At 72.3% G+C, this 26,386-nt stretch carries 22 protein-coding genes; 10 read left to right on the top strand and 12 right to left on the bottom strand.

Annotated elements, in window-relative coordinates; all coding sequences use genetic code 11:
- The first annotated feature begins 58 nt into the window (after window positions 1-58).
- Window positions 59-1,813 carry an NAD+ synthase gene (locus ACFYXC_RS03580; RefSeq protein WP_388924667.1) on the top strand — a complete coding sequence of 585 codons (1,755 nt, stop codon included), beginning with the start codon at window positions 59-61 and terminating at the stop codon, window positions 1,811-1,813.
- Between the two features lie 221 nt (window positions 1,814-2,034).
- Here the strand turns inward: ACFYXC_RS03580 and ACFYXC_RS03575 are convergent, their stop codons facing one another.
- From ACFYXC_RS03575 to ACFYXC_RS03560, 4 genes are all read right to left on the bottom strand, one after another.
- Complete coding sequence (locus tag ACFYXC_RS03575) at window positions 2,035-3,255, bottom strand: MFS transporter (protein WP_389546368.1); 1,221 nt, start codon at window positions 3,253-3,255, stop codon at window positions 2,035-2,037.
- A gap of 87 nt (window positions 3,256-3,342) precedes the next feature.
- Window positions 3,343-4,380, bottom strand: a complete 1,038-nt coding sequence (locus ACFYXC_RS03570; RefSeq protein ID WP_389546365.1) for an endonuclease/exonuclease/phosphatase family protein — start codon at window positions 4,378-4,380, stop codon at window positions 3,343-3,345.
- A gap of 236 nt (window positions 4,381-4,616) precedes the next feature.
- Window positions 4,617-5,252: a TetR/AcrR family transcriptional regulator gene (locus tag ACFYXC_RS03565; protein WP_389546363.1), complete on the bottom strand. Its 636-nt coding sequence runs from the start codon at window positions 5,250-5,252 to the stop codon at window positions 4,617-4,619.
- A 259-nt stretch (window positions 5,253-5,511) separates the two neighbouring features.
- Window positions 5,512-7,086 (bottom strand): MFS transporter, encoded by a 1,575-nt coding sequence (locus ACFYXC_RS03560; protein ID WP_389546360.1) that lies wholly within the window; start codon window positions 7,084-7,086, stop codon window positions 5,512-5,514.
- Window positions 7,087-7,367: 281 nt separating this feature from the next.
- On the opposite strand from ACFYXC_RS03560, the gene panB reads away from it, so the two are divergent.
- The 3 genes from panB to ACFYXC_RS03545 all read left to right on the top strand — a co-directional run bounded on the left by panB (window position 7,368) and on the right by ACFYXC_RS03545 (window position 10,266).
- Window positions 7,368-8,231 (top strand): 3-methyl-2-oxobutanoate hydroxymethyltransferase, encoded by an 864-nt coding sequence (panB, locus tag ACFYXC_RS03555; protein ID WP_388924652.1) that lies wholly within the window; start codon window positions 7,368-7,370, stop codon window positions 8,229-8,231.
- Window positions 8,232-8,386: 155 nt separating this feature from the next.
- Window positions 8,387-9,442: an ATP-binding cassette domain-containing protein gene (locus tag ACFYXC_RS03550; protein ID WP_389546357.1), complete on the top strand. Its 1,056-nt coding sequence runs from the start codon at window positions 8,387-8,389 to the stop codon at window positions 9,440-9,442.
- Window positions 9,439-10,266, top strand: coding sequence for an ABC transporter permease (locus tag ACFYXC_RS03545; RefSeq protein WP_388924646.1), 828 nt, complete (start codon window positions 9,439-9,441; stop codon window positions 10,264-10,266). Before ACFYXC_RS03550 ends, ACFYXC_RS03545 begins: the two co-directional genes overlap by 4 nt.
- Window positions 10,267-10,271: 5 nt before the next feature.
- On the opposite strand, the gene ACFYXC_RS03540 is transcribed toward ACFYXC_RS03545, so the two are convergent.
- Complete coding sequence (locus ACFYXC_RS03540; RefSeq protein WP_389546354.1) at window positions 10,272-13,577, bottom strand: BTAD domain-containing putative transcriptional regulator; 3,306 nt, start codon at window positions 13,575-13,577, stop codon at window positions 10,272-10,274.
- A gap of 180 nt (window positions 13,578-13,757) precedes the next feature.
- On the opposite strand from ACFYXC_RS03540, the gene ACFYXC_RS03535 reads away from it, so the two are divergent.
- Window positions 13,758-14,558 carry a site-2 protease family protein gene (locus tag ACFYXC_RS03535; protein ID WP_388924640.1) on the top strand — a complete coding sequence of 267 codons (801 nt, stop codon included), beginning with the start codon at window positions 13,758-13,760 and terminating at the stop codon, window positions 14,556-14,558.
- Here the strand turns inward: ACFYXC_RS03535 and ACFYXC_RS03530 are convergent.
- The 3 genes from ACFYXC_RS03530 to ACFYXC_RS03520 form a co-directional block, all read right to left on the bottom strand.
- Window positions 14,548-14,736, bottom strand: coding sequence for a hypothetical protein (locus tag ACFYXC_RS03530; RefSeq protein ID WP_388924636.1), 189 nt, complete (start codon window positions 14,734-14,736; stop codon window positions 14,548-14,550). The genes ACFYXC_RS03535 and ACFYXC_RS03530 overlap by 11 nt on opposite strands.
- A gap of 165 nt (window positions 14,737-14,901) precedes the next feature.
- The gene (gene npdG, locus ACFYXC_RS03525; RefSeq protein ID WP_388924633.1) at window positions 14,902-15,606 is read right to left on the bottom strand and encodes an NADPH-dependent F420 reductase; all 705 of its coding nucleotides are present in this window, start codon (window positions 15,604-15,606) and stop codon (window positions 14,902-14,904) included.
- A 67-nt stretch (window positions 15,607-15,673) separates the two neighbouring features.
- Complete coding sequence (locus ACFYXC_RS03520) at window positions 15,674-16,753, bottom strand: exo-alpha-sialidase (RefSeq protein ID WP_389546350.1); 1,080 nt, start codon at window positions 16,751-16,753, stop codon at window positions 15,674-15,676.
- Between the two features lie 106 nt (window positions 16,754-16,859).
- On the opposite strand from ACFYXC_RS03520, the gene ACFYXC_RS03515 reads away from it, so the two are divergent.
- Window positions 16,860-17,462 (top strand): hypothetical protein, encoded by a 603-nt coding sequence (locus tag ACFYXC_RS03515; protein ID WP_389546348.1) that lies wholly within the window; start codon window positions 16,860-16,862, stop codon window positions 17,460-17,462.
- A 196-nt stretch (window positions 17,463-17,658) separates the two neighbouring features.
- Entirely contained in the window at window positions 17,659-18,930 is a 1,272-nt protein-coding gene (locus ACFYXC_RS03510) for an MFS transporter (RefSeq protein ID WP_388924694.1), read from the top strand.
- A 109-nt stretch (window positions 18,931-19,039) separates the two neighbouring features.
- Here the strand turns inward: ACFYXC_RS03510 and ACFYXC_RS03505 are convergent, their stop codons facing one another.
- A complete protein-coding gene (locus ACFYXC_RS03505; protein ID WP_388924625.1) occupies window positions 19,040-19,270 on the bottom strand; it encodes a hypothetical protein in 231 nt (76 codons plus the stop codon).
- A gap of 58 nt (window positions 19,271-19,328) precedes the next feature.
- Here ACFYXC_RS03505 and map point away from each other — a divergent pair, with 58 nt between their 5' ends.
- Together map and ACFYXC_RS03495 are read left to right on the top strand one after the other, a co-directional pair.
- The gene (gene map, locus ACFYXC_RS03500) at window positions 19,329-20,186 is read left to right on the top strand and encodes a type I methionyl aminopeptidase (RefSeq protein WP_388924622.1); all 858 of its coding nucleotides are present in this window, start codon (window positions 19,329-19,331) and stop codon (window positions 20,184-20,186) included.
- A 183-nt stretch (window positions 20,187-20,369) separates the two neighbouring features.
- A complete protein-coding gene (locus ACFYXC_RS03495) occupies window positions 20,370-21,029 on the top strand; it encodes a heme oxygenase (biliverdin-producing) (protein ID WP_388924619.1) in 660 nt (219 codons plus the stop codon).
- Between the two features lie 190 nt (window positions 21,030-21,219).
- On the opposite strand, the gene ACFYXC_RS03490 is transcribed toward ACFYXC_RS03495, so the two are convergent.
- From ACFYXC_RS03490 to ACFYXC_RS03480, 3 genes are all read right to left on the bottom strand, one after another.
- On the bottom strand, window positions 21,220-21,864 hold the full coding sequence (locus tag ACFYXC_RS03490) for a PhzF family phenazine biosynthesis protein (protein WP_389546343.1): 645 nt from the start codon (window positions 21,862-21,864) through the stop codon (window positions 21,220-21,222).
- A gap of 72 nt (window positions 21,865-21,936) precedes the next feature.
- Complete coding sequence (locus tag ACFYXC_RS03485) at window positions 21,937-23,436, bottom strand: HtaA domain-containing protein (protein ID WP_389546341.1); 1,500 nt, start codon at window positions 23,434-23,436, stop codon at window positions 21,937-21,939.
- Window positions 23,437-23,500: 64 nt separating this feature from the next.
- The gene (locus tag ACFYXC_RS03480; RefSeq protein WP_389546338.1) at window positions 23,501-24,991 is read right to left on the bottom strand and encodes an HtaA domain-containing protein; all 1,491 of its coding nucleotides are present in this window, start codon (window positions 24,989-24,991) and stop codon (window positions 23,501-23,503) included.
- Window positions 24,992-25,265: 274 nt separating this feature from the next.
- On the opposite strand from ACFYXC_RS03480, the gene ACFYXC_RS03475 reads away from it, so the two are divergent.
- A complete protein-coding gene (locus ACFYXC_RS03475) occupies window positions 25,266-26,261 on the top strand; it encodes a hemin ABC transporter substrate-binding protein (RefSeq protein WP_388924607.1) in 996 nt (331 codons plus the stop codon).
- Window positions 26,262-26,386 lie beyond the last annotated feature (125 nt).

Raw genomic sequence — 26,386 nt, 5'->3', positions numbered from 1 at the left:
TCCCCGCGCCCCTGACGGGGCACGGGCATCGTGTCGCTGTGACGATTACACTGGCGGCGTGCCTCAACTACGTCTCGCCCTGAATCAGATCGACTCGACCGTCGGCGATCTCGCCGGGAACGCCGAGGCGATCGTCCGTTGGACCCGGCACTCCGCCGAGCAGGGAGCGCATCTCGTGGCGTTCCCCGAGATGGTGCTGACCGGGTATCCCGTCGAGGACCTGGCCCTGCGGTCGTCCTTCGTGGAGGCGTCCCGGGCGGCCCTGCGCGCACTCGCCGCCCGGCTCGCCGACGAGGGGTTCGGGGACCTGCCGGTCGTCGTCGGCTTCCTCGACCGTGCCGAGAAGGCCCAGCCCAAGTACGGCCAGCCGGCCGGCGCCCCGCGGAACGCGGCGGCGGTGCTGCACCGCGGCGAGGTGGTCCTCACCTTCGCCAAGCACCACCTGCCGAACTACGGCGTCTTCGACGAGTTCCGCTACTTCATGCCGGGTGACACGCTGCCGGTCGTCCGGGTGCACGGCATCGACGTGGCGCTCGCCATCTGCGAGGACCTCTGGCAGGACGGCGGCCGCGTCCCGGCGGCCCGCTCCGCCGGGGCGGGCCTGCTGATCTCGATCAACGCCTCTCCGTACGAGCGGGCCAAGGACGACACCCGGCTCGAACTGGTGCGCAAGCGCGCGCAGGAGGCCGGCTGCACGACCGCGTACCTGGCGATGATCGGCGGCCAGGACGAGCTGGTCTTCGACGGCGACTCGATCGTCGTCGACCGGGACGGTGAGGTCGTCGCGCGGGCGCCCCAGTTCTCCGAGGGGTGCGTCGTCCTCGACCTGGACCTGCCGGCCGCTGCCGCCGAGCCGCCGTCGGGTGTGGTGGACGACGGCCTGCGCATCGAGCACGTCGTCCTGTCCGACGAGCCGCTTCCGCCGTACGAGGCGGAGCTGTCCGGCGGGTACGCGGAGCGGCTCGACGACGACGAGGAGGTGTACTCCGCGCTGGTGGTGGGGCTGCGGGCGTACGCCGCGAAGAACGGTTTCCGCTCGGTCCTGATCGGGCTCTCGGGCGGGATCGACTCCGCCCTCGTCGCCGCGATCGCCTGCGACGCGCTCGGCGCGCAGAACGTGTACGGCGTGTCGATGCCGTCCAAGTACTCCTCGGACCACTCCAAGGGCGACGCGGCCGAGCTGGCACGGCGGACCGGGCTCAACTACCGGACCGTACCGATCGAGCCGATGTTCGACGCGTACATGGGGTCCCTCGGCCTGACCGGTCTGGCCGAGGAGAACCTGCAGTCGCGGCTGCGCGGCACCATGCTGATGGCCCTCTCCAACCAGGAGGGGCACATCGTGCTGGCGCCGGGCAACAAGTCCGAACTGGCGGTGGGGTACTCGACGCTGTACGGCGACTCGGTGGGCGCGTACGGGCCGATCAAGGACGTGTACAAGACGTCGGTCTTCCGGCTCGCCGAGTGGCGCAACCGGGCCGCGGCCGAGCGGGGGCAGACGCCGCCGATCCCGGAGAACTCCATCTCCAAGCCGCCCAGCGCCGAGCTGGCGCCCGGGCAGGTCGACACGGACTCGCTGCCGGACTATCCCGTGCTGGACGCGATTCTGGAGCTGTACGTCGACCGGGACACGGGGGCCGATGCGATCGTGGCCGCGGGGTACGACCGGGAGCTCGTGACGAAGACGCTTCGTATGGTCGATACGGCGGAGTACAAGCGGCGGCAGTATCCGCCGGGGACGAAGATCTCGGCCAAGGGGTTCGGCAAGGACCGGCGGCTGCCGATCACGAATCAGTGGCGCGAGCGGTTGTGAGTGTCTGCCCGTGAGGGGGCGCCCGGTGTTGGCCGGGCGCCCCCTCCTTTTTGCCTGGCGGCGGGTCGTTCGTTCTCCGCGGGGCCGTGGGGGCCGGTCGCGCAGTTCCCCGCGCCCCCAGGTACCTGGGGGCGCGGGGAACTGCGCAGTCTTTTAGGGGCGCGGGGAACTGCGCGACCGGCCCCACCGGGCCGGCACCGGACGGACGACCTGCGGCCAGGTCAGTGGTGGGCCGGGGCTTCCGTCTGGTGGGGGGCGTGCGTGGCCACCACCCGGCCGGTGTGGAGCGTGCCGCGGCGCCGGTCCACCGCGTGGGCCAGGGCCGCCACCCCGAGGCCCAGGACCGCCAGCGCCGCGCCCGCCAGGGCCGGGGACGTGACGCCGTGGCCGGCCGCCAGGGCCAGGCCGCCGATCCAGGCGCCGCCCGCGTTCGCGAGGTTGAAGGCCGCCTGGTTGGCGGAGGAGGCCAGGGACGGGGCCGAGGACGCCTTCTCCATGACCATGAGGAGGAGCGGGGAACTGGTCATGAACGCCGCCGCGCCGAGCAGCACCACGGCGAGGGGCGCGCTCCACGCCGTGCCCATCATGAGCGGGAAGAGGGCCAGGACCGCCACGAGCGAGCCGAGGCCGCCGAACAGGGTGCCGCGCATCGAGCGGTCGGCCAGACGGCCGCCCAGCAGGTTGCCCACCGTCGCGCCCACACCGAACAGCGCGAGCAGCAGGGTCACGCTGGAGTCGGCGTACCCGGCGGAGTCCGTCAGCATCGGCGTGATGTAGCTGTACGCCGAGAAGAGCGCGCCGAAGCCGGCGACGGTCGTGCCGAGTGCCAGCCAGACCGGGAGGGACCTGAGCGCGGCCAGTTCACCGCGCAGCCCCGTCGCGGCGGAGTCGTGCACGGTGTTCCGGGGCAGGAGCAGCACCAGCGAGACGATGGCCGCGAGGCCGATCACGCTGACCCCGAGGAACGTGGCGCGCCAGCCGAGCTGCTGGCCCATCAGGGTCGCGGCGGGGACGCCGGCGATGTTCGCGACGGTCAGGCCGAGGAACATCAGCGAGACCGCGCGGGCCTTGCGCTCGGCGGTGACCATGCCGGTGGCGACGACGGCGCCGACGCCGAAGAAGGCGCCGTGCGGCAGGCCGCTCAGGAAGCGCGCGGCGATCAGCGAGTGGTGGTCGGGGGCGAACGCCGAGAGCGCGTTGCCCACGACGAACAGCACCATCAGCCCGATCAGGACCTTGCGGCGGGCCATGCGGGCGGTGACCGCCGCGAGCAGCGGGGCGCCGACGACGACGCCGATCGCGTACGCCGAGACGAGGTGGCCCGCGGTGGGGATCGAGATGCCGAGGTCGTCCGCGACGTCGGGCAGCAGCCCCATCATCACGAACTCGGTGGTGCCGATGCCGAAGGCGCCCACGGCGAGGGCGAGCAGGGCCAGGGGCATGAGGGACCTTTCACAGGGACGAGCGGTGTTCCTTGACGTTATGTTCACGTCCGGAACAAAGCATGCCGGGTCCAGTATTCCCCGGGGTTACGAGGCGGTTGCCGACAGCTTCACGCGGGCGGCGATCGGAAGATGGTCGCTGCCCGTCTCCGGGAGGGTCCACGAGGTGACCGGCTCGACGCCCTTGACCATGATCTGGTCGATCCGCGCCATCGGGAACGACGCGGGCCAGCTGAACCCGAAGCCGCTGCCCGCCGCGCCCTGCGTGGAGCGCATCTGCGAGGTGACGGCGTTCAGCGCGCGGTCGTTCATCGTGCCGTTCAGGTCGCCGAGGAGGGCGACGTCCGGGAGCACCTCGTGGGAGATGGCCTCGCCGAGCGCGTCGGCGCTCTTGTCGCGCTGCCGCGCGGTGAAACCGGCCTCCATCTTCACCCGGACGGAGGGCAGGTGCGCCACGTACACGGCGAGCTTCCCCCCGGGCGCGGTGACCGTCGCCCGCATCGCGCGCGTCCAGCCGAGCTTGATGTCGACCGGGGCGGCCCCGCTCAGCGGGTACTTGCTCCACAGTCCGACCGTGCCCTGCACCGAGTGGTACCGGTACGTGGACGCGAGGGCCTTCTCGTAGACCGGCACCGCCGAGGCCGTCAGCTCCTCCAGGGCCACCACGTCCGCGCCGGAGGCCGCCACGTCGCGGGCCGTGCCGGCGGGGTCGGGGTTGTCCGCGTTGACGTTGTGCGTGGCGACGGTGAGGTCACCGCCGGCGCCCGTCCGGTCGACGAGCAGCCCGCCGAAGAGGTTCACCCAGACGGTCGCGGGCAGCAGCACGGCGACCAGCGCGGTCGCGGACCTGCGGAACAGCGCGAGGGCGAGCAGCACCGGAACGGCGAGGCCCAGCCAGGGCAGGAACGTCTCCAGGAGGCTGCCGAGGTTGCCGAACCTGTTCGGGATCTGCGCGTGCACGGCCATCACCAGGGCGAGCAGGGCGGAGAACACGGCGAGCACGATCCCCCGGCGCCACAGGCTCCGGTCGGTCCGCAAGGAGGTCAGCAGGCGCCGGAGCCGGGTTCCTCTGCGGTCCGGCCCCTGGCCGCCGCTGCCCGTCTCCGTCATGTACGCCTGCGCCATACCGTCGCCTCACCAACTGCCGTTCACATCGTCCCCGCGCCTAAGACCCTAGGGGATGATCGCGATCGTTCCTGCCGCCACATGACGGCCGTACGGGCACGAGGACGAGCGAGACGGTGTGACGAGTTCCGGCCGCGGGCCAGGTGGGGTGGTCTGTGACGAAACGTGCACATTCCCCCGGGGGTCTCGGGACTGCCGGGGGCCGGGGGGCAGGAGGGTCGGGTCCGGAGAGCGGTTCAGGACGCGGCCGGGCCCAGGCCCGCCAGGACGGTGTCGACGATTTGTTCGGGCAGGCCCTCCTCCAGTCCGGCGTCCGGGCGGACGACGGCGCGGACGAGCATGGGGCCGACGAAGAGGTCGTTGGCCAGGTCGATGTCGATGTCCGCGCGGATCTCGCCGTTCGCCTGGCCGCGCCGCAGCACGTCGAGCGTCTTCAGGCGGCGCGGTTCGATGACGGCCGCGTGGTAGACCTTCCACAGCTTGGGGCTGCTCTTCATCTGCGCGTACACGCTGTGCATGATCACGGACGAGCGGTTGGCCAGACCGCGCCGCCGGAGCGACTCGAGGAGGACGACCAGGTCGTCACGCATGGACGTGCCGGGCAGCTCGGGGTCGGGCGGCTCGGCGGTGCGCAGTACGTCGCAGAAGAGTTCCTCGCGGCCGCTCCAGCGGCGGTAGATGGTGGCCTTGCCCACACCGGCGATGCGGGCGACTCGCTCGATGGAGATCTCGGCGAGCGGGACGCCCTCTTCGAGGAGCTTCATGACGCCCTCGATGATCGAGCGCTCCACCGCCTCACTGCGGGGGCGGCCCCGGACGGGGCCGCCGCCGCTCCGTCCGGCCGCGCCCGCCGTCTGCTCCGCCCCGCCCACGTGTGCGCTCCGCTCTCTCGTGTGCCGCCGCCGTTTGTCCCACCGGCACCGGGGTGCCGTCGCGCTACCGCTCCGGCGTTCCGCCGATCTCCGTCCGGTCGATTGTCCCTGGTCGACGGAGGGGGTTCGGTGCGTTGCCTGCGGATGCGTTGTGGCTGATCGCGCCGTTCCCCGCGCCCCTTCAGGGCGCCTCCGTCAGTGTGTTGTCTGCGGGTGCGTTGTGGTTGCTCGCGCCGTTCCCCGCGCCCTTGGGGGGGGGTCAGTGGTCGGCGCCTATCAGTTCTGTGTTCTTGTCGGTGGGCTGTTGGGGGCGGCCCGGTAGGAACAGGCCCACCACCAGGGCGCCCACCAGGGCGACGCCCGCGCCGCACAGGGCCGTGACGTGCATCGCGTGCAGGAAGGCGTCGTTGGCGGGGCCGACGAGGGCGTCCCCCTCCGGGCCGAGCTTCGCCGCGAAGCCGAGGGTCGCCTCGATGGACTCGCCCGCCTCGTGCCGGGCGGCCGGGGGCAGCGCGTCCTCGATGCCCGAGCGGTACGCGGCGGACAGCACCGAGCCGAGTACGGCGATCCCCAGGGCGCCGCCGACCTGGCGGAACGTGTTGCTCAGCGCGGAGGCGGAGCCCGCCTTCTCACGGGGCAGGGCCTGCATGATCACGACGCTGGTCGGCGTCATGATGTGCGCCATCCCGGTGCCCATCAGGAAGAAGACGACCTCCAGGATCCAGATCGGGGTGTCCGCCTCCAGCGTGGCGAACGCGGCCAGCATGGCGGCGATGGTGAGCATGCCGCCGGTCGTGGTGGCCCGGTTGCCGAAACGGTCCACGACCAGCCGGGCACGCGGCGCGAAGACGAGCTGCGCGACGGCCAGCGGAAGCATCAGCAGACCCGTCTCCAGAGGCGAGTAGCCGCGCACGCTCTGGGTGTAGAAGACGGCGAAGAAGGTCACGCCCATCAGCGCGAAGAACACCAGCGCGATGGCGGAGATCGCCGCGGAGAAGACCTTGTTCCTGAAGTAGTCGATGTCGATGGACGGGTGGTCGCTGCGCTTCTCGTGCACGACGAAGCCGACGAGCACGGCGAGTCCGGCGCCGATCGTCGCGAGGACCTCGGCGTCCGTGAAGTCGGCGAGCTGGCCGCCCTTGATGATGCCGTACACCAGCAGGACGAGGCCGACGACGGACAGCACCACGCCCACCGGGTCGATCCGGCCGGGCTTCGGGTCGCGGGAGTCGGGGACGAGCCAGACCATCAGGCCGAGCGCCACGACCACGATCGGCACGTTGACCAGGAAGACGGACCCCCACCAGAAGTGGTCGAGCAGGACCCCGCCGGTGATCGGGCCGATGGCGATGGCGAGGCCGACCCCGCCCGCCCAGATGCCGATCGCCTTCGGCTGCTCGTCGCGCTCGAAGACGTTCATCAGCACGGCGAGGGTGGCCGGCATCACGAAGGCGGCGCCGAGACCCATCACCGCGCGGAACGCGATCAGCTCCGCCGGCGAACCGGAGGTGGCGGCGAGCGCCGAGCCGATGCCGAAGACGAGGAGGCCGCCGAGCAGGACCTTCTTGCGTCCGAGCCGGTCGCCGAGGAGACCGGCGGAGAAGAGGAGCCCCGCGAAGACGAGGGTGTAGGAGTTGATGGCCCATTCCAGCTCGCTCTGGGTGGCTCCCAGACCGGTCGGGGCGGGCGTCGAGATGGTCTTGATCGCGACGTTCAGGATCGAGTTGTCCAGGACGACGATCAGCAGGCTCAGCATCAGGACACCGAGGATCGCCCAGCGTCGCCGGTGCACGGCTTCCGGTATGCGCGGGCCGGGGGCGGCAGGAGTTGTCATGCCGGAGAGGCTAGGGGCGGCGCGACGGCGATTCGATACGAGACCGTCTCGTATCGGAATCCTTTACCGAGACCTTACGACGTCTGTATGAGCCCTGTACGAACTCCGGGGGCGGGCTTGGGGGCGGCCGGGGAACAGCTCGGGAACGGCGGAGAAGTGGGCGGAGAGGGAGACGAGGCCCACGGTGGCCCCTCTAGCCGTTCGGCGGCACGAGGTGCCACCATGGGGGTGATCCGGGGACGCCGTCAGGGCGCCTCGAGATGACTGAAGGAGCCGTTGCCATGACGCAGTCCTCGGCTGCCCAGAACCCCACCGACAGCAGCAAGGCGCTGTACGGGGGCAAGGGCACACGCCGCATCACCGTCCGCGACATCACGGTCGCCAAGGAGCGCGGCGAGAAGTGGCCGATGCTCACGGCGTACGACGCGATGACCGCGTCCGTCTTCGACGAGGCCGGCATCCCGGTCATGCTCGTCGGCGACTCGGCGGGCAACTGTCACCTCGGTTACGAGACGACCGTGCCCGTCACCCTCGACGAGATGACCATGCTGTCGGCCGCCGTCGTCCGGGGCACCTCGCGCGCCCTCATCGTGGGCGACCTGCCCTTCGGGTCCTACCAGGAGGGGCCGGTGCAGGCCCTGCGGTCGGCGACCCGGCTGGTGAAGGAGGCCGGGGTCGGGGCCGTCAAGCTGGAGGGCGGCGAGCGCTCGCACCGGCAGATCGAGCTGCTCGTGGAGTCCGGTATCCCGGTGATGGCGCACATCGGGCTCACCCCGCAGTCCGTGAACTCCATGGGATACCGGGTGCAGGGGCGGGGCGAGGAGGCCGCGCAGCAGCTTCTGCGCGACGCCAAGGCCGTGCAGGACGCGGGCGCCTTCGCGGTCGTGCTGGAGCTCGTCCCGGCGGAGCTGGCCGCCGAGGTGACGCGGGTGCTGCACATTCCCACCGTCGGGATCGGGGCGGGCGCCGAGACGGACGCGCAGGTCCTCGTGTGGACCGACATGCTGGGGCTCACGGGTGGGAAGATGCCGCGGTTCGTGAAGCAGTACGCGGATCTGCGGCGGGTGATGGGGGACGCGGCGAAGGCGTTCGCCGACGATGTCGTCGGCGGAACGTTCCCTCAGGAGGAGCACTCCGTCCACTAGCCCGTCGGTTCACTCCACTGGTCCACTGCGGCACAGAGGCAGCCCGCCGATTTCCCCCGTCGGCGGGCTGCCGTATTTCTTCGCCCCCGCGCCCCTGACATGCCTGTCGGCCGGCTGTCGGTGGTTTGTCGGTGGAGGGTGGGACCTTGGTCCACATGACGCGAATCGACAACGATCCCCGGCAGGACGGCACGGGCCGTCCCGACGCCGTCACCGTGCGGGGACTGGTCAAGCACTACGGCGAGACCAAGGCACTGGACGGCGTGGACCTGGACGTGCGCGAGGGTACCGTCCGCGGCGTGCTCGGTCCGAACGGCGCGGGCAAGACGACCCTCGTACGCATCCTCTCCACCCTGATCGTCCCGGACAGCGGCCGGGCCACGGTCGCCGGCTTCGACGTGGTGCGCCAGCCCCGCCGCCTGCGCCGGGTGATAGGTCTGACCGGCCAGTACGCCTCCGTGGACGAGAAGCTCTCCGGGCGCGAGAACCTCTATCTGATCGGCCGGCTCCTCGACCTGCCCCGCAAGGACGCCCGCACCCGCGCGGACGAGCTCCTGGAGCGCTTCTCCCTCACCGACGCGGCCAGGCGCCCGGCGAACACGTACTCCGGTGGGATGCGCCGCCGCCTCGACCTGGCCGCGTCCATGATCGGCAGCCCGGCCGTCCTCTTCCTGGACGAGCCGACGACCGGCCTGGACCCGCGGACGCGGAACGAGGTGTGGACCGAGGTCAAGCGGATGGTCGGGGACGGCGTCACCGTCCTGCTCACCACCCAGTACATGGAGGAGGCCGAACAGCTCGCGAACGAGCTGACGGTCATCGACCGCGGCAGGGTCATCGCGAACGGGGGCATCGACGAGCTGAAGGCGAAGGTCGGCGGCCGTACCCTGCGCATCCGCCCGGCCGACCCGCTGGAGCTGCGCCCGACGGCCGCCGCGCTCGACGAGTTCGGCCTCACGGGCCCGGGCAGCGCGACGGTGGACATCACCACCGGTACGGTCCTCGTCCCGATCCTCAGCGACGAGCAGCTCACCGCGGTGGTCGGCGCGCTCACCGCCCGCGGCATCACCCTCGCCGGTCTGAGCACCGAACTGCCCAGCCTGGACGAGGTGTTCCTCTCCCTCACCGGCCACCGGGCCACCGATCCGACCGACCCGGGCGACCCGCGGGACACCCCGGCCGGCCGCTCCTACGAGGAGGCCACCGTATGAGCGCCGCCGTGCTCGACTCCCCCGCCGCCGTCGACACCGACGACGCCCCCCGCATCGGCCTGCGCGCCCATCTGCGGCACATCAGCGCCCTGGTCCGCCGCAACGTGCTGTGGATCCGCCAGGACCCGGAGTCGATGTTCGACGTCGTCCTGATGCCGATCGTGTTCACGCTGCTCTTCGTGTTCGTCTTCGGCGGCGCGATCGCCGGCAAGGGCAACCAGGACGAGTACGTCAACTACGTCGTGCCGGGCCTCATGGCGATGATGGGCATGAACATCGCCATGGGCGTGGGCACCGGGTTCAACCAGGACTTCCAGACGGGGGTGATGGACCGCTTCCGGTCCCTGCCGATCTCCCGTGCCTCGGTCCTGATCGCCAAGATCATGGTGGAGATAGGCCGGCTGCTGCTCGCCACCGCGATCCTGCTCGCGGTCGGCTTCCTGCTCGGCCTGTCCGTGTCGAACGTGCCCGGCCTGCTCGCCGCCATCGGTCTGGCCCTGGTCTTCGGCTCCTCCATCATGTGGATCTTCCTGACCATGGGCGTGGTGATGAAGAACGCCCAGGCCATCCAGGGAATGGGGTTCCTCGTGCTGATGCCTCTGCAGTTCGGTTCGTCGATCTTCTCGCCGCCGTCCACCATGCCGGGCTGGCTCCAGACGTTCACCGACTACAACCCGCTGTCGTCCCTCGCGGACGCGGCCCGGGGCCTGATGAACGGCGGGCAGCCCATCGCCCACGACATCGTGACCACCCTCGCGTGGTCGGTCGTCATCACCGTGGTGATGGCCCCGGTCGCGATCCACAAGTACCGCACCAAGAGCTGACCCCGTCAGACCAGGGCGGCGGCCTCCTCGAAGGAGAGGCCGCCGCCCTGCGCGTACGCGGCCTCGTACGCCGGGTCGTCGAGGATGTCGCGCGCCGCCGCCTCCGCCCGTGCCCGCATCTCGCGCTCCAGGACGACCCGGAAGTGCGCGGGCGGCAGCAGCCCGTCGGCGGCGCCGAGGCAGCGGGCGGCGTCCTGGGCGCGCCGGCCGCCGTCGATCCCGGTGAGCGCGAGGGCGGCGGTGGTGAGGTGCACGGAGAACAGGTGCGGGGCGATCAGCTGCGACAACGGGTCCTTCGCCCGGTCCAGGGCACTGCGCACCTTCGTCACCGCCTCGTCGTACCGGCCCTCCATGGAGTCCAGCCATGCCTCCACGCCCCACACGAACCCGTCGAAGACCATGACCCGGACGGCGCCGAAGTCGCTGCGCAGCCTCTCGATCTGGGCGCGGGCCTCGGAGATCCGTCCGGTACGGCCGAGGCACATCGCGAGGAAGAGCCGGGCCCCGGGCAGCGCCTCGCTGTAGGTGCCGTCGCCCTGTTCCAGCACGTCGCGCAGCAGCCGCTCGCCCCGCTCGGTCTGGCCCGCGTCGATGAGGACGCTGCCGAGGCGGGCGCTGAGGACGGCCGTCTGGGCACGGGCGCCGAGGCGCTCGGCGTGGGCGATGGCCGTCTCGTAGTCCGCCGCCGCGAGTTCGTACTCGCCGCGGCGCTCATGGGCCTCACCGCGCGCGGAGAGGGCCTCGGCGGCGCCCCAGCCGTCCTCCAGCCCCACGAAGAGCTCCAGCGACTCGTTGGCGTCGCGGGTCGCGTCACCGGCCCAGTCGGCGCGGTTGGCGAGCATGTTGGCGCGCATCTGCAGGGCGACGGCCAGTTCCCAGTCGTAGCCGAGCTCCCGGCAGGTCCGGATGCTCGCGTCGATGACCTCCCGCAGCCGTTCCAGCTTGCCGGTCATCAGCACGGCGTAGAACCAGAGGTAGCCGGGGTTGCGGCAGACCTGCGGGAAGCCGGGCTCGTAGGTGTCGCTGATGCGGCGCAGCCTGGCCTCGGCCTCCGGTGACTGCCAGCTGTCGATCTCCAGGTCCATGTGCGCGAGATGCAGCAGGTGGACACCGCGCCTCGCCTCGGCGAGGACCTCCGGGCGCATGGGCGGCGGGGCCGCGATGCAGGACTCGTACAGCGGAACGGCGCGCCCGGCGTCCGGCGCGAACGGGTCGGGGCCCAGCGCTGTCGCCTCGCGCGCCCAGTTGCGGGCGACCATGCGCACGTCGCGGACCTGCCAGTACCAGGCGAGCGAGAGAACGAGGCAGAGGGCCTCCTGCTCGTCGCCCCCGGCGACGGCGCGCTGCAGCGCGGCGCGGGTGTTCTCGCTCTCCAGCTGGAGCAGTTCGATGGCCGCGCGCTGGCCGGGGCCGCGCAGCAACGGGTCGGTGGTGCGGGCGAGTTCCCGGTAGTACGTGAGGTGGGCGCGCTCGGCCGCGGAACGCTCGCCGCTCGCGTCGAGCCGCTGCCCGGCGTACTCGGCGACGGTCTCCAGGAGCCGGTAGCGCATCTCGCCCTCGCTGCCCGAAGGGGTGGCCACCACGAGGGACTTGTCGACGAGCGAGCCGAGTGCCTCCAGCGCGGCGGGGCCGCAGACGGCTTCGGCGGCGGCGAGGTCGCAGCCGCCCGCGAAGACGGACAGCCGCCGCAGGACGTCGCGTTCGTCGCCGTCCAGCAGGTCCCAGGACCAGTCGACGACGGCACGCAGGGTCTGCTGGCGCGGCAGGACCGTGCGGCTGCCCGAGGTGAGGAGGCGGAAACGATTGTCCAGGCGGTCGGCGATCTGACGCGGGGTGAGCATGCGCAGCCGGGCGGCGGCGAGTTCGATGGCGAGCGGCAGGCCGTCGAGGCGGCGGCAGATCTCGGCGGCGGCCTCCGGGTCGTCCTCGATCCGGAACCCGGGCCGGGCGGCGGCGCCCCGGTCGGCGAACAGTCTCAGCGCGTACGGCTCGGGCAGCGGTTCGACGGGCCTGAGCAACTCCCCCGGTACGCCCAGGGGTTCGCGGCTGGTGGCCAGTACGGTCAGTCCGGGGCAGCGTTCGAGAAGTTGCTCGACGAGCCGGGCCGCGGCGTCGACGACGTGTTCGCAGTTGTCGAGGACGATCAGCATGCGGCGTTTGGCGCAGTGCTCGGTCAGGCGCACGAGCGGGTCGTCGTGCCGGTCGGTGACGACGCGCATCTCCTCGGCGCCGGCGCTGCGCAGCACGGTCTCCCGGGCCCCGACCGCGGTGAGGACGGCCTCGGGGACGGCTCGCGGGTCGTCGACGGGCGCGAGTTCCGCGAGCCACACCCCGTCGGGCAGGGTCTCGGCGACGCTCTCCGCCACCTCCTGCGACAGCCGGGTCTTCCCGGCGCCGCCCGGTCCGAGCAGGGTGACCAGCCGCGCCGCCGTGAGGTCCCCGCGGATGACCGCCAGGTCGGTGTCCCGGCCGACGAAGGAGGTGAGCCGGGCCCGGAGGTTGCCGACCGGCACGGGGCGCTCCCGCGGGGCGGCCGCGGAGGCGGGGCGGTGGCCGTCGGGGGGCGGGGCCTGCCCGGCGACGGTGCCGTTCAGCAGTTCTCCGTGCAGGGCCTGCAGGTCCGGGCCCGGGTCGGTGCCGAGGCGGTCGGCCAGCAGCCGGCGTACGGCCTCGTACGCGGCCAGGGCCTGCGCGGCGCGGCCCGCGTCACGCAGGGCGCGCAGGCGCAGCAGTTGCAGGGGTTCGTCCAGGGGATGGGCGTCGCAGAGGGCGGTGAGGTCGGGCAGGGACTGCTCGGCGTGGCCGAGGGCGAGGGCGGCGGTGAGGCGGGCGCGCCGGGCGTCGAGGCGGCGGGCCTCCCAGCGGGCCGACTCGGCCGCCCGGTCGGGGAGGTCGGCGAGCGCGGGACCCCGCCACAGGGACAGGGCGTCGTCGAGGATGCCGGCCGCCTTGCCGGGGTCGCCGTCGGCGAGCGCGCGGGCGCCCTCGCCCGCGAGCCGCTCGAAGCGGTGCAGGTCGATGTCGTCGGCCGTCGCGCGCAGCCGGTAGCCGCCCTCGGCGGAGCCGACCGCGTCCGCGCCGAGGGCCCGGCGCAGCCGGCCCACCAGGGCCTGCAGCGCGCCCGTGGCGTCGGCCGGCGGGTCGGCGCCCCACACCTCGTCGATGAGCGCGGCGGCGGGCACGGTCCGGTCGGGGCGCAGGGCGAGCACGGTCAGCAGGGCGCGCAGCCGCGCCCCGCCGACCGGTACGAGGGTGCCGTCGGTACGGAGTGCCTGGGTGGTGCCGAGGATGCGGTAGCGCACGCGAACCATTGTCCCTGTCCGCGCCCCGGGCCCGCCCCGGATCATGGTCCGGCGTGCACCGCGGGCGGCCGGGGCGTGAGCGGCGGGCCGCAGGAACCTACGACCCTGCGTAGGACGTTCCCCCCACACCACCGGTACGGTCGACCCGCCACGCCCAGACCGTTCGAGCATTCCAGGGAGCCCCACCCCATGACCACCGCCACCAACCGGCACAGTGACCGGCAGATCAGTCCGGTGTTCATCGGGATCGTGGCCGTCGCAGCGGTGACCGGCTGGGCCACCTGGACGGGCTTCGCCGAGCAGCCCGGCGTGGCCGTCTTCCTCTTCGTGACGGCGGCGTGGATCGTCTCGCTCTGCCTGCACGAGTACGCGCACGCGCGCACGGCCCTGCACAGCGGTGACATCTCGATCGGCGCGAAGGGCTATCTGACCCTGAACCCGCTGAAGTACACGCACGCGCTGCTCAGCATCGTGCTGCCCGTCCTCTTCGTGATCATGGGCGGTATCGGTCTGCCCGGTGGCGCGGTGTTCATCGAGCGCAACCGCATCAGGGGCCGCTGGAAGCACAGCCTGATCTCGGCGGCGGGCCCGCTGACGAACGTGCTGTTCGCGGTGGTCTGCACGGCCCCGTTCTGGCTGGACGCGCTGGACGGCGTACCGGCGGACTTCCAGTTCGCTCTCGCGTTCCTGGCGCTGCTGCAGGTCACGGCCGCGCTGCTGAACTTCCTGCCGGTCCCGGGCCTGGACGGCTACGGCGTGATCGAGCCCTGGCTGTCGTACAGGATCCGTCGCCAGGTGGAGCCGTTCGCGCCGTTCGGGCTGCTCTTCGTCTTCGCGATCCTGTGGATCCCCGAGGTGAACGGCCAGTTCTTCGACGCGATCGACGCGCTGCTGCGGAGCCTGGGCATCGACGAGATCCGCACCTACTGCGGACAGAACCTCTACCGGTTCTGGACGGAGAGCGACCAGTACTGCTCGGTCAGCGGGTGACGGAGGACGCCACGCGCCGCGCCCGGTCCCGGCGCAGGTAGTACCAGGTCATGTTGGACGACAGGCCCGCGAGCAGCACCCAGACGATCCCCAGCCAGCTGCCCTGGACGAAGGAGACGACGGCCGCCGCGACAGCGAGGACGCAGACGACGAGGGCGTAGAGGGCGAGTCGGGACATGCGGTCGGCTCCTGTCGGGGTCGGGAACTCCGGGGCCCGGCAGGACGCGCGGATCCCGGAGGGGAACACTCGCCTCCAGTGTCCCCCACCCCCGCGGCGCGCCCGCACGGGCACTCCCGGACCCCGCGCGCCACGGCCCGCGCGCTCCCGGGCCCGCGCGCACTCCTACAGGTCGGTCAGCCGCAGACCCGCGTGGGCCTTGTACCGGCGGTTCACCGAGATCAGGTTCGCGACCAACGACTCGACCTGGTGGGCGTTGCGCAGCCGCCCGGCGAAGATCCCGCGCATGCCGGGGATGCGACCGGCCAGCGCCTGGACGGTCTCGACGTCCGCCCGCTCCTCGCCGAGCACCATGACGTCGGTGTCGATCTCCTCGATCTGCGGGTCCTGAAGCAGTACGGCCGACAGGTGGTGGAAGGCGGCGGTGACGCGGGAGTCCGGGAGCAGGGCGGCGGCCTGCTCGGCGGCGCTGCCCTCCTCGGGCTTCAGCGCGTACGCGCCCTTCTTGTCGAAGCCGAGCGGGTTGACGCAGTCGACGACGAGCTTGCCGGCCAGTTCCCCGCGCAGCGACTCCAGGGTCGCGCCGTGCCCGTCCCACGGCACGGCGACGATCACGATGTCGCTGCGGCGGGCGGTCTCGGCGTTGTCGGCGCCCTCGACCCCGTGTCCGAGTTCGTCGGCGGCCGCCCGCGCGCGCTCCGCGGCCCGTGAGCCGATGATCACTTTCTGGCCCGCCCGGGCGAGGCGGTAGGCGAGGCCCTTGCCCTGCGGACCGGTGCCGCCGAGCACGCCGACGACGAGCCCGGAGACGTCGGGAAGGTCCCAGGGGTCCTTGGCGGGGGCCTTCTGTGCGCTGTCAGTAGAGGTCATGGGCCGACCTTACGTGCGCGGTTCCCGTCCGCGCCGCCCAGGTGAGGGCCGCACGGGCAGGGGCCGCTCAGGTGAGGGCCGCCACCGGGATCCGCCGGAAGGTGATCGTCTCGTACGCGCTGAAGTCGCCCGTCTCGTAGAGGAGCCCGACCGTGTCGTCGTCGACGCGCACGAGATCGGAGTACGCGGCGGGCAGTCCGTCCACGGTGTGCGCCGTCCGCCAGGTGACCCCGTCGTCGGTGCTGGCGCGGACCGTCATCAGGGCGCGGAAGCCGGGGTCGGCGGGGCCCGAGTACAGGAGGACGTCGGGGTCGCGGAGCTGGAGCACGCTGCCCTCGACGACGGGACCGGTCAGGCCGGCCTGCGGCCGGAAGGGCTTGACCAGGGTCCGGCCGCCGTCGGACGAGTAGGCGTCGGCGCGGGTGCCGGGGGCGGTGGAGTCGGTGCGGGTGTTGAAGTAGACGCGCCCGTCGGGGAGTTCGGCGGCGGTGGTCTCGTTCACGTTGACATAGCCGTCGGTGCGGTCGTCGACGTACCCGATGCTCCAGGTCGTGCCGTGGTCGTCGCTGAGCAGGCAGTGCCCGCCGTTGTATTTGCCCTCGGTGCCGTTGTCCGTGCCGGTGGGCGCGAGGGAGTGGTTCGCGGGGACGACGACCCGTCCGCCCGTCAGTCGCAGGGCATGGCCCGGGGTGGTGGCGTACCAGCGCCAGGCCGTCTTCTTCGCCTGCTTGCTGATCTCCCGCGGCTTCGACCAGGTGACCCCGTCGTCGTCGCTGTGGCAGACCCAGACGCGGCGCCCGTCGGCGGCGCTCACCTTGCCGCGGCGGATGGCGTCCTCGGTGGCGAGGGCGGCGTTGCGGAGGTGGACGAGCAGGATCCTGCCGGTGTCGAGGACGACGGGGGCGGGGTTCCCGGCGAGCGCCGCGCCGTTCTCGGCGGCGACCTGGAGGGGTCCCCAGGTCAGTCCCCCGTCCGTGGACCGCTTCAGCACGATGTCGATGTTGCCGAAGTCGTCGCGCGAACCGACCCTGCCCTCGCAGAAGGCGAGCAGGGTCCCCTCGCCGGTGGTGACGACGGCCGGGATACGGAAGCTCGCGTAGCCCTCCTGCCCGGCCCGGAACGGCACGGACACCTCAACGCTGGTCATGGACCCTCTCCTTACCGGTCGGGTGAGTGGGACACTCTGCCCAGGTTGGGCGAATTCACGGTGAACTGCACCTGACGAGTGCCCGGTTGCGGCAGGATGCGTGCGCATGGATGCCGTACGGGTGGCCTTGTTGCGCGACGTGCTCGCCGGGACCGAGTGGCCGGGCGCCACCCGGCGGTTCGCCGGCGCACTGCGCTCGTCCGTGCTGCCGCACGGGGGCGGACTGCTGCTGGTGGGGACGGCGGAGTACGAGCCGTGGCACCTCGCCGCGCATCTGGTGGACGAGGCCGCCTGGTCGGGCATGCCCGAGCTGACGCCGACGCTCGTACGGCACCGTGCGCGGCCCGGTGACCCGGCGCACCTGGCGGTGGGGCTCGGCAGGATCGAGGCGGCCCGGCGGGGCGAGACGCTGCTCGTCGTGGCGCCGGGCGCGCCCGGCGCGCCGCTCCTGGAGCGGGTGCACGACGCGCGCCGGGCCGGGGCGACGGTCCTCGCGCTGGACTCGGGCGACCGCGAGCTGCACGCGTTGGCCCACGAGGCGCTCACGGCACCGTCCGAACCGGACCTCGACCTGGACACCGTGCAGCACCTGGTCAGTGCGGCGACCGGGGAGAACTCGCCGCCCGCGCCCCGGGGCCGCCGGCGTTTCACGGACCGGCTGGCGCGGCTGGCGGACCGGTTGACGGCGCCGCCGCCCGCGCGCTGGTGACCTGCGGGGCCCCGCCGGAACGGCCCCTCGGATCGAAAAAGCGTTTGTCCGCGGCGGGGCGCGCGCCGGACCATGTCCCGTCGTGACGGAACTGACCGAGCCCGAACCCGATGCCGACGCCCATGCCGAGGCCGCCCACGCCGATGCCGCCCATTCCGATGCCGATGCCGCGGCGGCCGGGGGTGGTGCCTCGCGGCTGCGCGCGCTGCTGCCCGACCTCGCGCCGTGGCGGACCTCCGCCGACTTCCGGCGCCTGTGGGTGGCCGGGCTCATCACCACCTTCGGCAGCTTCCTGACGTTCGTCGCGCTGCCGGTGCAGATGAAGGAGCTGACCGGGTCCGCGGTGGCCGTCGGAGCGATCGGGGCCGTGGAACTCGCCCCGCTGATCGTGTTCGGGCTGTACGGCGGGGCCCTCGCGGACGCCCTGGACAAACGGAAACTGATCCTGTGGACGGAGGCGGGGCAGGGGCTGCTCTCGGCCGTTCTGCTCGTCAACGCGCTGCTGCCGGACCCCAGGGTGTGGCCGCTGTACGTCGTCGCCGCGCTCTCCTCCGCGCTCGTCGCGGTCCAGCGGCCGGCGCTCGACGCGCTCACCCCGCGTATCGTCCGGCACGAGCACCTGCCGGCGGCCGCCGCCCTCAACTCGCTGCGCTGGACGGTCGGCGGGGTCGCCGGGCCCGCGGTCGCGGGGCTCGTCGTGGCGTACGCGGGGCTCGGCTGGGCCTATGCCGCGGACCTCGTCACCTTCGTGCTCTCCTTCGGGCTGGCCGTGGGGCTCGCCGCGTCACCCGCCGCGCACGAGGCGGCGAAGCCGTCGCTGCGGTCGATAGCGGAGGGGGCCAGGTACGCGTGGAGCCGCAAGGAACTGCTCGGTACGTACGCGATCGACCTGGCGGCCATGTTCTTCGCGTTCCCGCTCGCCGTGCTGCCCTTCCTGGCGGACGAGCTGGACGCCGAGTGGTCGCTCGGGCTGATGTACGCGGCCCTGCCGGCCGGGTCGCTGCTGGTCAGTCTGACGAGCGGGTGGACCTCGCGGATCCACCGGCACGGGCGGATGGTGGTGCTGGCGGCGGGGTTCTGGGGGCTCGCGATGGTGGCCGCGGGTGCGGTGCACGAGGTGTGGCTGGTGCTGCTGTTCCTGACGCTCGCGGGGTGCTGCGACATGGTCAGCGGGATCTTCCGGGCGGCGATGTGGAACCAGACGATTCCCGACGAGCTGCGGGGGCGGCTGGCCGGGATCGAGTTGCTGTCGTACTCGGTGGGGCCGCAGCTGGGGCAGGTGCGGGCGGGCGGGATGGCCGCGGTCTTCTCCGTGCGGGCGTCCGTGTGGGCCGGGGGTCTGATGTGCGTGGGCGCGGTGGGGGTGCTGGCGGTGTGTCTGCCGAAGCTGATGGCGTACGACGTGCGGACGAATCCGCACGCGGTGCGGATGAAGTCTCTGCGGGGCGGGGTGGTTGAGGAGCGTTGACTGGTGCCGGCCGGTGGGGGCTGAGCGCAGACACCGCCCGCGCCCGGGGCATTTCAGGAGCGCGGGGAACTGCGCGATCAGCCCCCACCGGCCCGCAGACGGCGAAGCTCTAGTTGTCGCCCGCGGCCCGCGGATCGGCGTCGTGCCACCTCGGGTCCGTCTCCCACTCGGTGTTGCGCTCGCGGGCCGTGTCCATCGCCCGCTGGGCCTCCGTGCGGGACGCGTACGGACCGAAGCGGTCCTTCGCGGGGCACTCGGGGCCCTCCTCGACCTTCTTGTGCTCCAGGCAGTAGTACCACTCGCCCGGTTTCCCGACCGTCCGCTTCTTGAACAGGGCCATGACCAGCTCCTCTCGCCACCGACATGTTCCCCCATCCCCGCTGGTTAGACTCGCTGGCATGTCTGGCCAGTCACTGCTCGTCCCAGGGGAGCTGTCCCCCACCCGTTCCGTGCCCGGAAACATCCGCCGCCCCGAGTACGTCGGAAAGCCCGCGCCGGCCCCGTACACCGGGCCGGAGGTGCAGACGCCCGAGACGATCGAGGCGATGCGGACCGCCGGCCGGATCGCCGCGCGGGCGATGGCGGAGGCCGCGAAGCTCATCGCGCCCGGCGTCACCACGGACGAACTGGACCGCGTCGCGCACGAGTACATGTGCGACCACGGCGCCTACCCGTCCACGCTCGGCTACCGGGGCTTCCCGAAGTCCCTGTGCACCTCCGTGAACGAGGTCATCTGCCACGGCATCCCGGACTCCACCGTCCTGCGGGACGGCGACATCATCAACCTCGACGTGACGGCGTACATCGGAGGCGTGCACGGCGACAACAACGCCACGTACCTCGTCGGCGACGTGGACGAGGAGTCGCGGCTGCTGGTCGAGCGGACCCGTGAGTCGCTGGAGCGGGCCGTCAAGGCGGTCAGGCCCGGCCGCCAGATCAACATCATCGGCCGGGTCATCGAGTCGTACGCGAAGCGGTTCGGATACGGGGTCGTCCGGGACTTCACCGGGCACGGCATCAGTACGTCGTTCCACTCCGGGCTGATCGTCCCGCACTACGACAGCCCGCACGCCACGACCGTGATCCGGCCGGGGATGACGTTCACGATCGAGCCGATGCTGACGCTGGGGACGCACGAGTACGACATGTGGGACGACGGGTGGACGGTCGTCACGAAGGACCGGCTGCGGACCGCGCAGTTCGAGCACACGCTGGTGGTCACGGACAGCGGGGCCGAGGTCCTCACGCTGCCGTAGCCGCCCCCTCGTCCTCCCCGTGCCGCCCGCTCGTTCCGAGCGGGCGGCTCTTTCATGTGGGAGTGGCGGGGATCCGGGGTACGGTTTTACCGACAGGGCGTCGGGAAGGCCATTGACTTAGGTAAGCCTAACCATAGAAGATTGGCGGGCTCCCGTCTCCCCCCTTCGCCCCCGGAGGTCCTCATGAACTCGTCGAGCACACCGTTCTCGACGCTCATCCGCACCGCGTCGCACGAGCAGCACGTGGAGGCGGAGACCTCGACCTTCATGAGCGACCTGCTCGGCGGCCGGCTCGGCGTGGACGCGTACGCGCGCTACACGGAACAGCTGTGGTTCGTGTACGAGGCGCTGGAGTCGGGTGCGCGTGCGCTGTCCGACGATCCGGTGGCGGGGCCGTTCATCCGGCCCGAGCTGCTGCGGCTCGCCTCGCTGGAGCGGGATCTCGCCCATCTGCGGGGCGCGGGGTGGCGGGACGGTGTCACCGCCCTGCCCGCGACGCTGGAGTACGCGGAGCGGGTCGCCGAATGTGCCCGTACGTGGCCCGGCGGGTACGTGGCGCACCACTACACGCGGTACCTCGGTGATCTCTCCGGTGGGCAGATCATCCGGGGCAAGGCGGAGCAGACGTGGGGGTTCGCCCGCAAGGGTGACGGGGTGCGGTTCTATGTGTTCGAGGACATCGGGAACCCCGCGGCGTTCAAGCGGGGGTATCGGGAGCTGCTCGACGCTCTTCCCGCGGATGATCTGGAGAAGCAGCGGATCGTTGCCGAGTGCCGGCGGGCGTTCGCGTTGAACACCGGGGTGTTCGGGGCGTTGGGGGAAGAGTTCCGCATCAGCGCGTGAGCGTTCCACTGGGTTTTGCGGGGTGGGTGCGGGGTGGGGGGTGCTGGTCGCGCAGTTCCCCGCGCCCCTGAAGACAAAGGATTGCGCCGTTCCCCGCGCCCCTGAAGACAAAGGATTGCGCCGTTCCCCGCGCCCCTGAAAGCAAAAGACTGCGCCGTTCCCCGCGCCCCTGGGAGCGCGGGGGCTTGGGTCAGTTTTCCAGGAGGGTTCTGCCTCCTAGTTCTGTCCAGCCTTCTGGTTGGGGGGCTGTGAGGAGTTGGGAGCCCTTGCCCTGGATGATGTTCAGGGCTCTGCCCAGTTGGGCGGTGAGTTGCAGGGCCGCGGCGCCTGTCGCCTCGTCCTCGTCGATGCCGTCGCCCCGGCCGGGGAAGCCGCGGGCTCGGACGCGGCCCGCCGCCTCGTCCTCCCATGCCCAGGCGTACAGCCACTCCCCCGGCTCCGGTACGGGCAGTGCGTCGACCTCGGCGGCCGACGCGTACCGGCGCAGGGTGCGTGGCGGTGCCCACTCCGGGCGGGCCTCGATCCAGGTGAACTCGCCGTCGAGGCGGGTGCCCACCACCCCCGCGGGCGTGACGAGTTCGGGGACGTCCAGCAGCCAGGCCGCGCCGACACAGGGATGTCCGGCGAAGGGCAGCCGCGCACCGGGCGTGTAGATGTCGATGACCCCGCGCTCGGGGTCGTCCACGAACACCGTCTCGCTGAAGCCGAGTTTGGCCGCGAACGCCTGCCGGTCGTCGCGCTCCGGCAGGACGGAACCCTCCCGCACGACCCCGAGTTCGTTGCCGTACTCGCCGCGCGGCCCGCAGAAGACCCGCAGCACGTCGTAATCAGTCACGCGGGCATCCAACACCATGCCACCGACATCCGCGGACCCGCGCCCGGCCGCCGGGCGCGGGTCGCGGCCTGGTCAGACCTGGGCGGAGCCCGTCAGCCGGCGGCGGCGTACGGCGAACACCACGCCCGCGCCCGCCGCGACGGTGACCGCCGCGGCCGCTCCGAGCGCGCCGGCCGGGACGTCGGAACCGGTGGAGGCGAGGCCGCCGGTCACGCCGCCCGTGGTCGAACCGGTCGTGCCCACGCCGCCGGTGGTCCCGCCGGTGGTCCCGCCGGTCGTGCCTCCCGTGGTGCCGCCCGTGCCGGTCGAGGAGGTCGGGCCGGTGTCCGGGAGTTCGGCGTCCTCGGTCAGGGCCACCGCGACGTCGACCGGGTCGAGTGCGGCGCCAGCCTGGTAGAAGCCGCCGAACGCCTTCGCGCCCGCCGCGGTGAGGGTGGCGGTGACGTCGTCGAGGACGATGACGTCCTCCTCGGCGGTCAGGTCGGCCGACGCGGGCTTCAGTTCCGCGAGGGTCACGTCGGCGGACTTCTCGCCGAGGCTGTCGACGTCGGCCGTCAGTGTGCCGGAGCCGCCGTCGAGCTCCGCCTTCAGGTCGCTGAGGGTGAGGTCGAGACCGTAAGTGCCGTTGTCCTCGTGGCCCTTGAAGTTGACGGAGCCCTTGAAGGACGCCGTGAGGGTGTCGGCGTCCGTGTCGTAGATGCCGGTGGCGTCGGGGAAGGTGAACACGCCGTTGCCGGACGCCTGTGTCGCCCCGTCCGAGACGGTGATGCTGCCCTTGGCCGGACCGTTCACGACGTACGTACGGAAGGACTGCTTCACGCCCCACCCGAGCGTGCCGTAGGAGATCTTGCCCCGGGTGGCGGCCTCGGTGGCCGAGGGGGCCGGGTCCGTCGAGCCCGTCGAGCCGGTGGAGGGGGTGCCGGACGGGGTGCCCGAGGGGATGCCGGACGGCGTCGTGGACGGCGTGGCCGACGGGGTCGTGGAGTCGGAGGGTGTCGGGCTCGGCGACTCGGTCTTCTTCTCCACCACCGTCAGGGGGTCGCCGGCCGCGCCCGCGTAGCTCGCACTGCCGAAGGTGTCTCCCGCCTCCTTGGTCAGCTTGGTCGCCATGTCCGTCATCGCGCGGTTGACGGTGACGTCGGCGAGCGGCACATCCTGCTGGGTCGTTCCGGCCTTCGTCACGTCGGCGGTGACTTGGGCGTCCTTGCTGTCGAACCGCACGTCACTGAGGACGAGTTCGAAGCCGTGCGCCTTGGAGACGATCTTCAGGGAGCCCGCGAAGCCGAGTGCGACGGTGTGGGACTCGGAGTCGTAGCTCCCGGTGCCGTCGACGAAGGTGAAGACGCCGTTGTCCTTGGCCTGGGTGGCACCGCCCTCGGGCGTGAAGGTGCCGGCCGCCATGCCGGTGACGTACGAGCGGTACGACTGCTTGATGCCCCAGGTCAACTCGTAGCCCTTGAGCGGTACTTCGGCGGCGGAGGCGGAGGTCGCGGCGAGCGCGGTGGCGCCGAGGGTGACGGCGGTCGCGCAGGCTGCGGCGAGGGCTGTGGGGCGGCGACGGTTGGCGGCCATGGTTCGTGGGTCTCCTCGGTTCGGGGTGCGGGGTCCGCGCAACTGGCGGACGGGAAGGTGAAGTTCAGCTCTTGCCGGAGGCGTCAGGGGCGGTGGGGGTGCCTGGGGCCGCCGAGGTGCCGGGGGACCCGGAGGCCGGGTGCGGGCGGCGCCTGCGGAGGAACAGGTAGGCGGCGGCGACCGCGACCAGGGAGGCGGCCGCGAGCGCGATGGGCAGGGCGGGGACGTCCGAGCCGTTCGCGGTGGCCCCGGTACCCGGCTCGGCCCCCGGCCCGTTCTTCTCGGGTCCGGCGTCCGCGGCCTTCGGCGTGGCCGACTCCGTGCTGCCCAGGTCGGGCAGGGCGGGCAGTTCGGCGCTGTCGGTGAGGGCGACGGCGAGGGAGACCGGGTCCATCTCCGTGCCCGCCCTGTACATCCCGCCGAAGGCGTCGGCGCCCGCGGCGGTGAGCTTCGTGGGGGCCTCGACGACGCGGGCGAGGCCCTGTGCCGGCGTGAGGTCCGCGGCGGTGAAGGTGACGAGCGGCACCTTCTTCTTCGTCTCGCCCGCGCGCACGACGTCGGCGCGGAGGGTGCCCTTCCCCGCGGACGTGACCTCGGCACGGACCGCACTGAGCCGCAGATCGAGGCCCTGCTCGCCGGTGAAGCGGACGGCTCCGGCGAAGGTCGCGTCGAGGGTGCCCTTCTTCTCGTCGTACGTGCCCGAGCCCTTGGGGAAGCGGAAGAGCGCGCCGCCGTCCTGGGCTCCGCCGGTGAGCTTCCACTCGCCGTCCGCGACGGCTCCGGTGACGTACTCGCGGAACGTCCTGCGCACGCCCCAGTCCACAGCGCCGTCCGCGATCCTGCCGGCGGCCGCCTTCCGCGCCTTCGGCTCGGTCGGGGTCGGGGAGGGGGACGGGGTGCGGGTCGGCTCGGTGGCCGCCGCCCGCACGTCCACGGAGAGGCTGACCGGGTCGAGGGCGGTGCCCGCCGTGTAGTACCCGGCGAAGGACCTGGCGCCCTGGGCGGTGAGCGTGGCGGGCAGGTTCTGCAGCCGGACGGCGTCGCCGCCGCCCTTCATGTCGATGCCGCCCAGGGAGAGGGAGGCGAAGGGCACCTGTGAGGACGTCGTGACCGCCCCGGTGCCCTTCGCCTTGCTGATGACGTCGACGTAGAGGGTGCCGCCGCCACCGGACAGCCGGACCGTGGGGCGGCTGATCGTCAGGTCGAGCTGGTGGGTCCCGTCGGCCTTCCTGTGCCCGAGGAAGTGGACTCCGCCGGAGAATCCCGCGGTGAAGGCACCCGAGGATCCGTCGTACGTACCGGCCGCCGAGTGGAAGCGGAACTGGCTGCCGCCGACCGTGGCCGCGCCCCCGGTGAGGGAGAAACCGCCGTTCGCCGTCGGCCCGGTGACGTAGCTCTGGAAGGAGGATTTGATGCCCCAGTCCAGACGGCCGCCCTGCACGGTACGGCTCGCCGCGTGGGCCTGGTCGGCCGGGAGCAGCGCTGCGATCACTGCTGCGAGTACTGCCGCGCAGAGCAGGGGCACCTGGGTGCGCAGGCGTGGGCGGGCTGGCATGTGTCCTCCGGACGGGGCGAGTCTGGCCGGATGGGGTGGAGTGCGTGATGCTGGGCGCACCCGACCTGGCCAGGAAGGTAAGGCTAACCTAAGCTATGCCTTCCGGGACGGGAAGCACCGGATGAGACAGAAAGGGCCGCGGGCCATGGGTCGACTGCGGGATCGTCGTGGCCGGTCGCGCAGTTCCCCGCGCCCCCCAGGGGCGCAAGCCCGTTGCCACGGGGCTCAGTTGCCCCACCACCTGTGCGAAAGGACATACGCGGCCGTGCGACGCATGCGGGGACGAGTGGCGGGTGCACTGCTTGCGGTGCTTGTGGTGGCGGGCTGCGGCTCCGGCCCGGCCTCGCCGGAGGGGGCGTCGGAGTCGGCAGCCGCAGCCGGTGTCGGGGCCGACCGGGTCGAGCCGCTGGAGGACACCCCGGAGCCCCGACTCCCGGTCACCGTCCGGTCGTCGGACGGACACGAGGTCACGGTCGAGGACGCCGAACGCGTCGTTCCGCTCTCCGGCGGGCTCAGCGAGATCGTCTTCACGCTCGGCCTCGGTGACCGCGTCGTCGCCCGTGACATCACGGCCACGTTCGCCCAGGCGGAGAAACTGCCGGTGGTCACCCGCAACCACGACGTCTCCGCGGAGAGCGTGCTGTCCCTCCACCCCGACCTGGTGCTCGCCGAGGCCACCACCGGGCCCGCGGAGGCGATGGAACAGATCCGCGACGCGGGCGTCCCCGTCCTCGTCGTCGCCCCGGCGCGCGGCCTCGACGACGTGGGCCCGCGCATCGAGACGGTGGCCCGCGCCCTGGGCGTACCGGCCGCGGGGAAGGAACTCACGCGGCGTTCCGAGAAGCGGCTCGCCGCCGTACGCGAGGACGTTCCGAAAAACACCGACAAGCCGCGCGTCGCCTTCCTCTACCTCCGCGGCTCCGCGTCCGTCTATCTGATCGGGGGCAGGGGCTCGGGGGCCACCTCGCTGCTCGAAGCGGCGGGTGCCGTCGACGCCGGAGCCGAGTCGGGCCTGGAGAAGGACTTCACCGCGATCACCACGGAGGCCCTCGCCGCGGCGGCCCCCGACGCGATCCTCGTCATGTCCAAGGGACTCGAGTCCGTCGGCGGCGTCGACGGCCTGGTGAAGATTCCCGGCGTCGCCCAGACACCTGCGGGGATGGACCGCCGGGTCGTCTCGGTGGAGGACGGCGTCCTGCTCACCTACGGCCCCCGCACGGACGCCGTACTGAAGTCCGTCGTCGGCCAGTTGTACGGGGACACCGAGTGACCGTGACCGACAGGCCCGCACCCGGGACCGGGACGCACGAGGAGACCACCACCGGAGACGACGGGGACGCCGGGGACGGCCGGGCTCCCGGGGAGCAGGCCGGCCGGGGCCGTCCCGCGGCGCCG

The sequence above is a fragment of the Streptomyces sp. NPDC002701 genome (genome assembly GCF_042889045.1).
GTDB lineage: Bacteria > Actinomycetota > Actinomycetes > Streptomycetales > Streptomycetaceae > Streptomyces.
This window is presented reverse-complemented; position numbering and strand designations above follow the sequence as displayed.

Coding starts and splice junctions, on each gene's coding strand:
- ACFYXC_RS03505 (WP_388924625.1), bottom strand. CDS start 19,270: ATGGCCCTGTTCAAGAAGCGGACGGTCGGGAAACCGGGCGAGTGGTAC.
- map (WP_388924622.1), top strand. CDS start 19,329: ATGTCTGGCCAGTCACTGCTCGTCCCAGGGGAGCTGTCCCCCACCCGT.
- ACFYXC_RS03520 (WP_389546350.1), bottom strand. CDS start 16,753: ATGACCAGCGTTGAGGTGTCCGTGCCGTTCCGGGCCGGGCAGGAGGGC.
- ACFYXC_RS03560 (WP_389546360.1), bottom strand. CDS start 7,086: ATGACAACTCCTGCCGCCCCCGGCCCGCGCATACCGGAAGCCGTGCAC.
- npdG (WP_388924633.1), bottom strand. CDS start 15,606: ATGACCTCTACTGACAGCGCACAGAAGGCCCCCGCCAAGGACCCCTGG.
- ACFYXC_RS03485 (WP_389546341.1), bottom strand. CDS start 23,436: ATGGCCGCCAACCGTCGCCGCCCCACAGCCCTCGCCGCAGCCTGCGCG.
- ACFYXC_RS03550 (WP_389546357.1), top strand. CDS start 8,387: ATGACGCGAATCGACAACGATCCCCGGCAGGACGGCACGGGCCGTCCC.
- ACFYXC_RS03570 (WP_389546365.1), bottom strand. CDS start 4,380: ATGGCGCAGGCGTACATGACGGAGACGGGCAGCGGCGGCCAGGGGCCG.
- ACFYXC_RS03535 (WP_388924640.1), top strand. CDS start 13,758: ATGACCACCGCCACCAACCGGCACAGTGACCGGCAGATCAGTCCGGTG.
- ACFYXC_RS03540 (WP_389546354.1), bottom strand. CDS start 13,577: ATGGTTCGCGTGCGCTACCGCATCCTCGGCACCACCCAGGCACTCCGT.
- ACFYXC_RS03545 (WP_388924646.1), top strand. CDS start 9,439: ATGAGCGCCGCCGTGCTCGACTCCCCCGCCGCCGTCGACACCGACGAC.
- ACFYXC_RS03530 (WP_388924636.1), bottom strand. CDS start 14,736: ATGTCCCGACTCGCCCTCTACGCCCTCGTCGTCTGCGTCCTCGCTGTC.
- ACFYXC_RS03475 (WP_388924607.1), top strand. CDS start 25,266: ATGCGGGGACGAGTGGCGGGTGCACTGCTTGCGGTGCTTGTGGTGGCG.
- ACFYXC_RS03495 (WP_388924619.1), top strand. CDS start 20,370: ATGAACTCGTCGAGCACACCGTTCTCGACGCTCATCCGCACCGCGTCG.
- ACFYXC_RS03575 (WP_389546368.1), bottom strand. CDS start 3,255: ATGCCCCTGGCCCTGCTCGCCCTCGCCGTGGGCGCCTTCGGCATCGGC.
- panB (WP_388924652.1), top strand. CDS start 7,368: ATGACGCAGTCCTCGGCTGCCCAGAACCCCACCGACAGCAGCAAGGCG.
- ACFYXC_RS03480 (WP_389546338.1), bottom strand. CDS start 24,991: ATGCCAGCCCGCCCACGCCTGCGCACCCAGGTGCCCCTGCTCTGCGCG.
- ACFYXC_RS03515 (WP_389546348.1), top strand. CDS start 16,860: ATGGATGCCGTACGGGTGGCCTTGTTGCGCGACGTGCTCGCCGGGACC.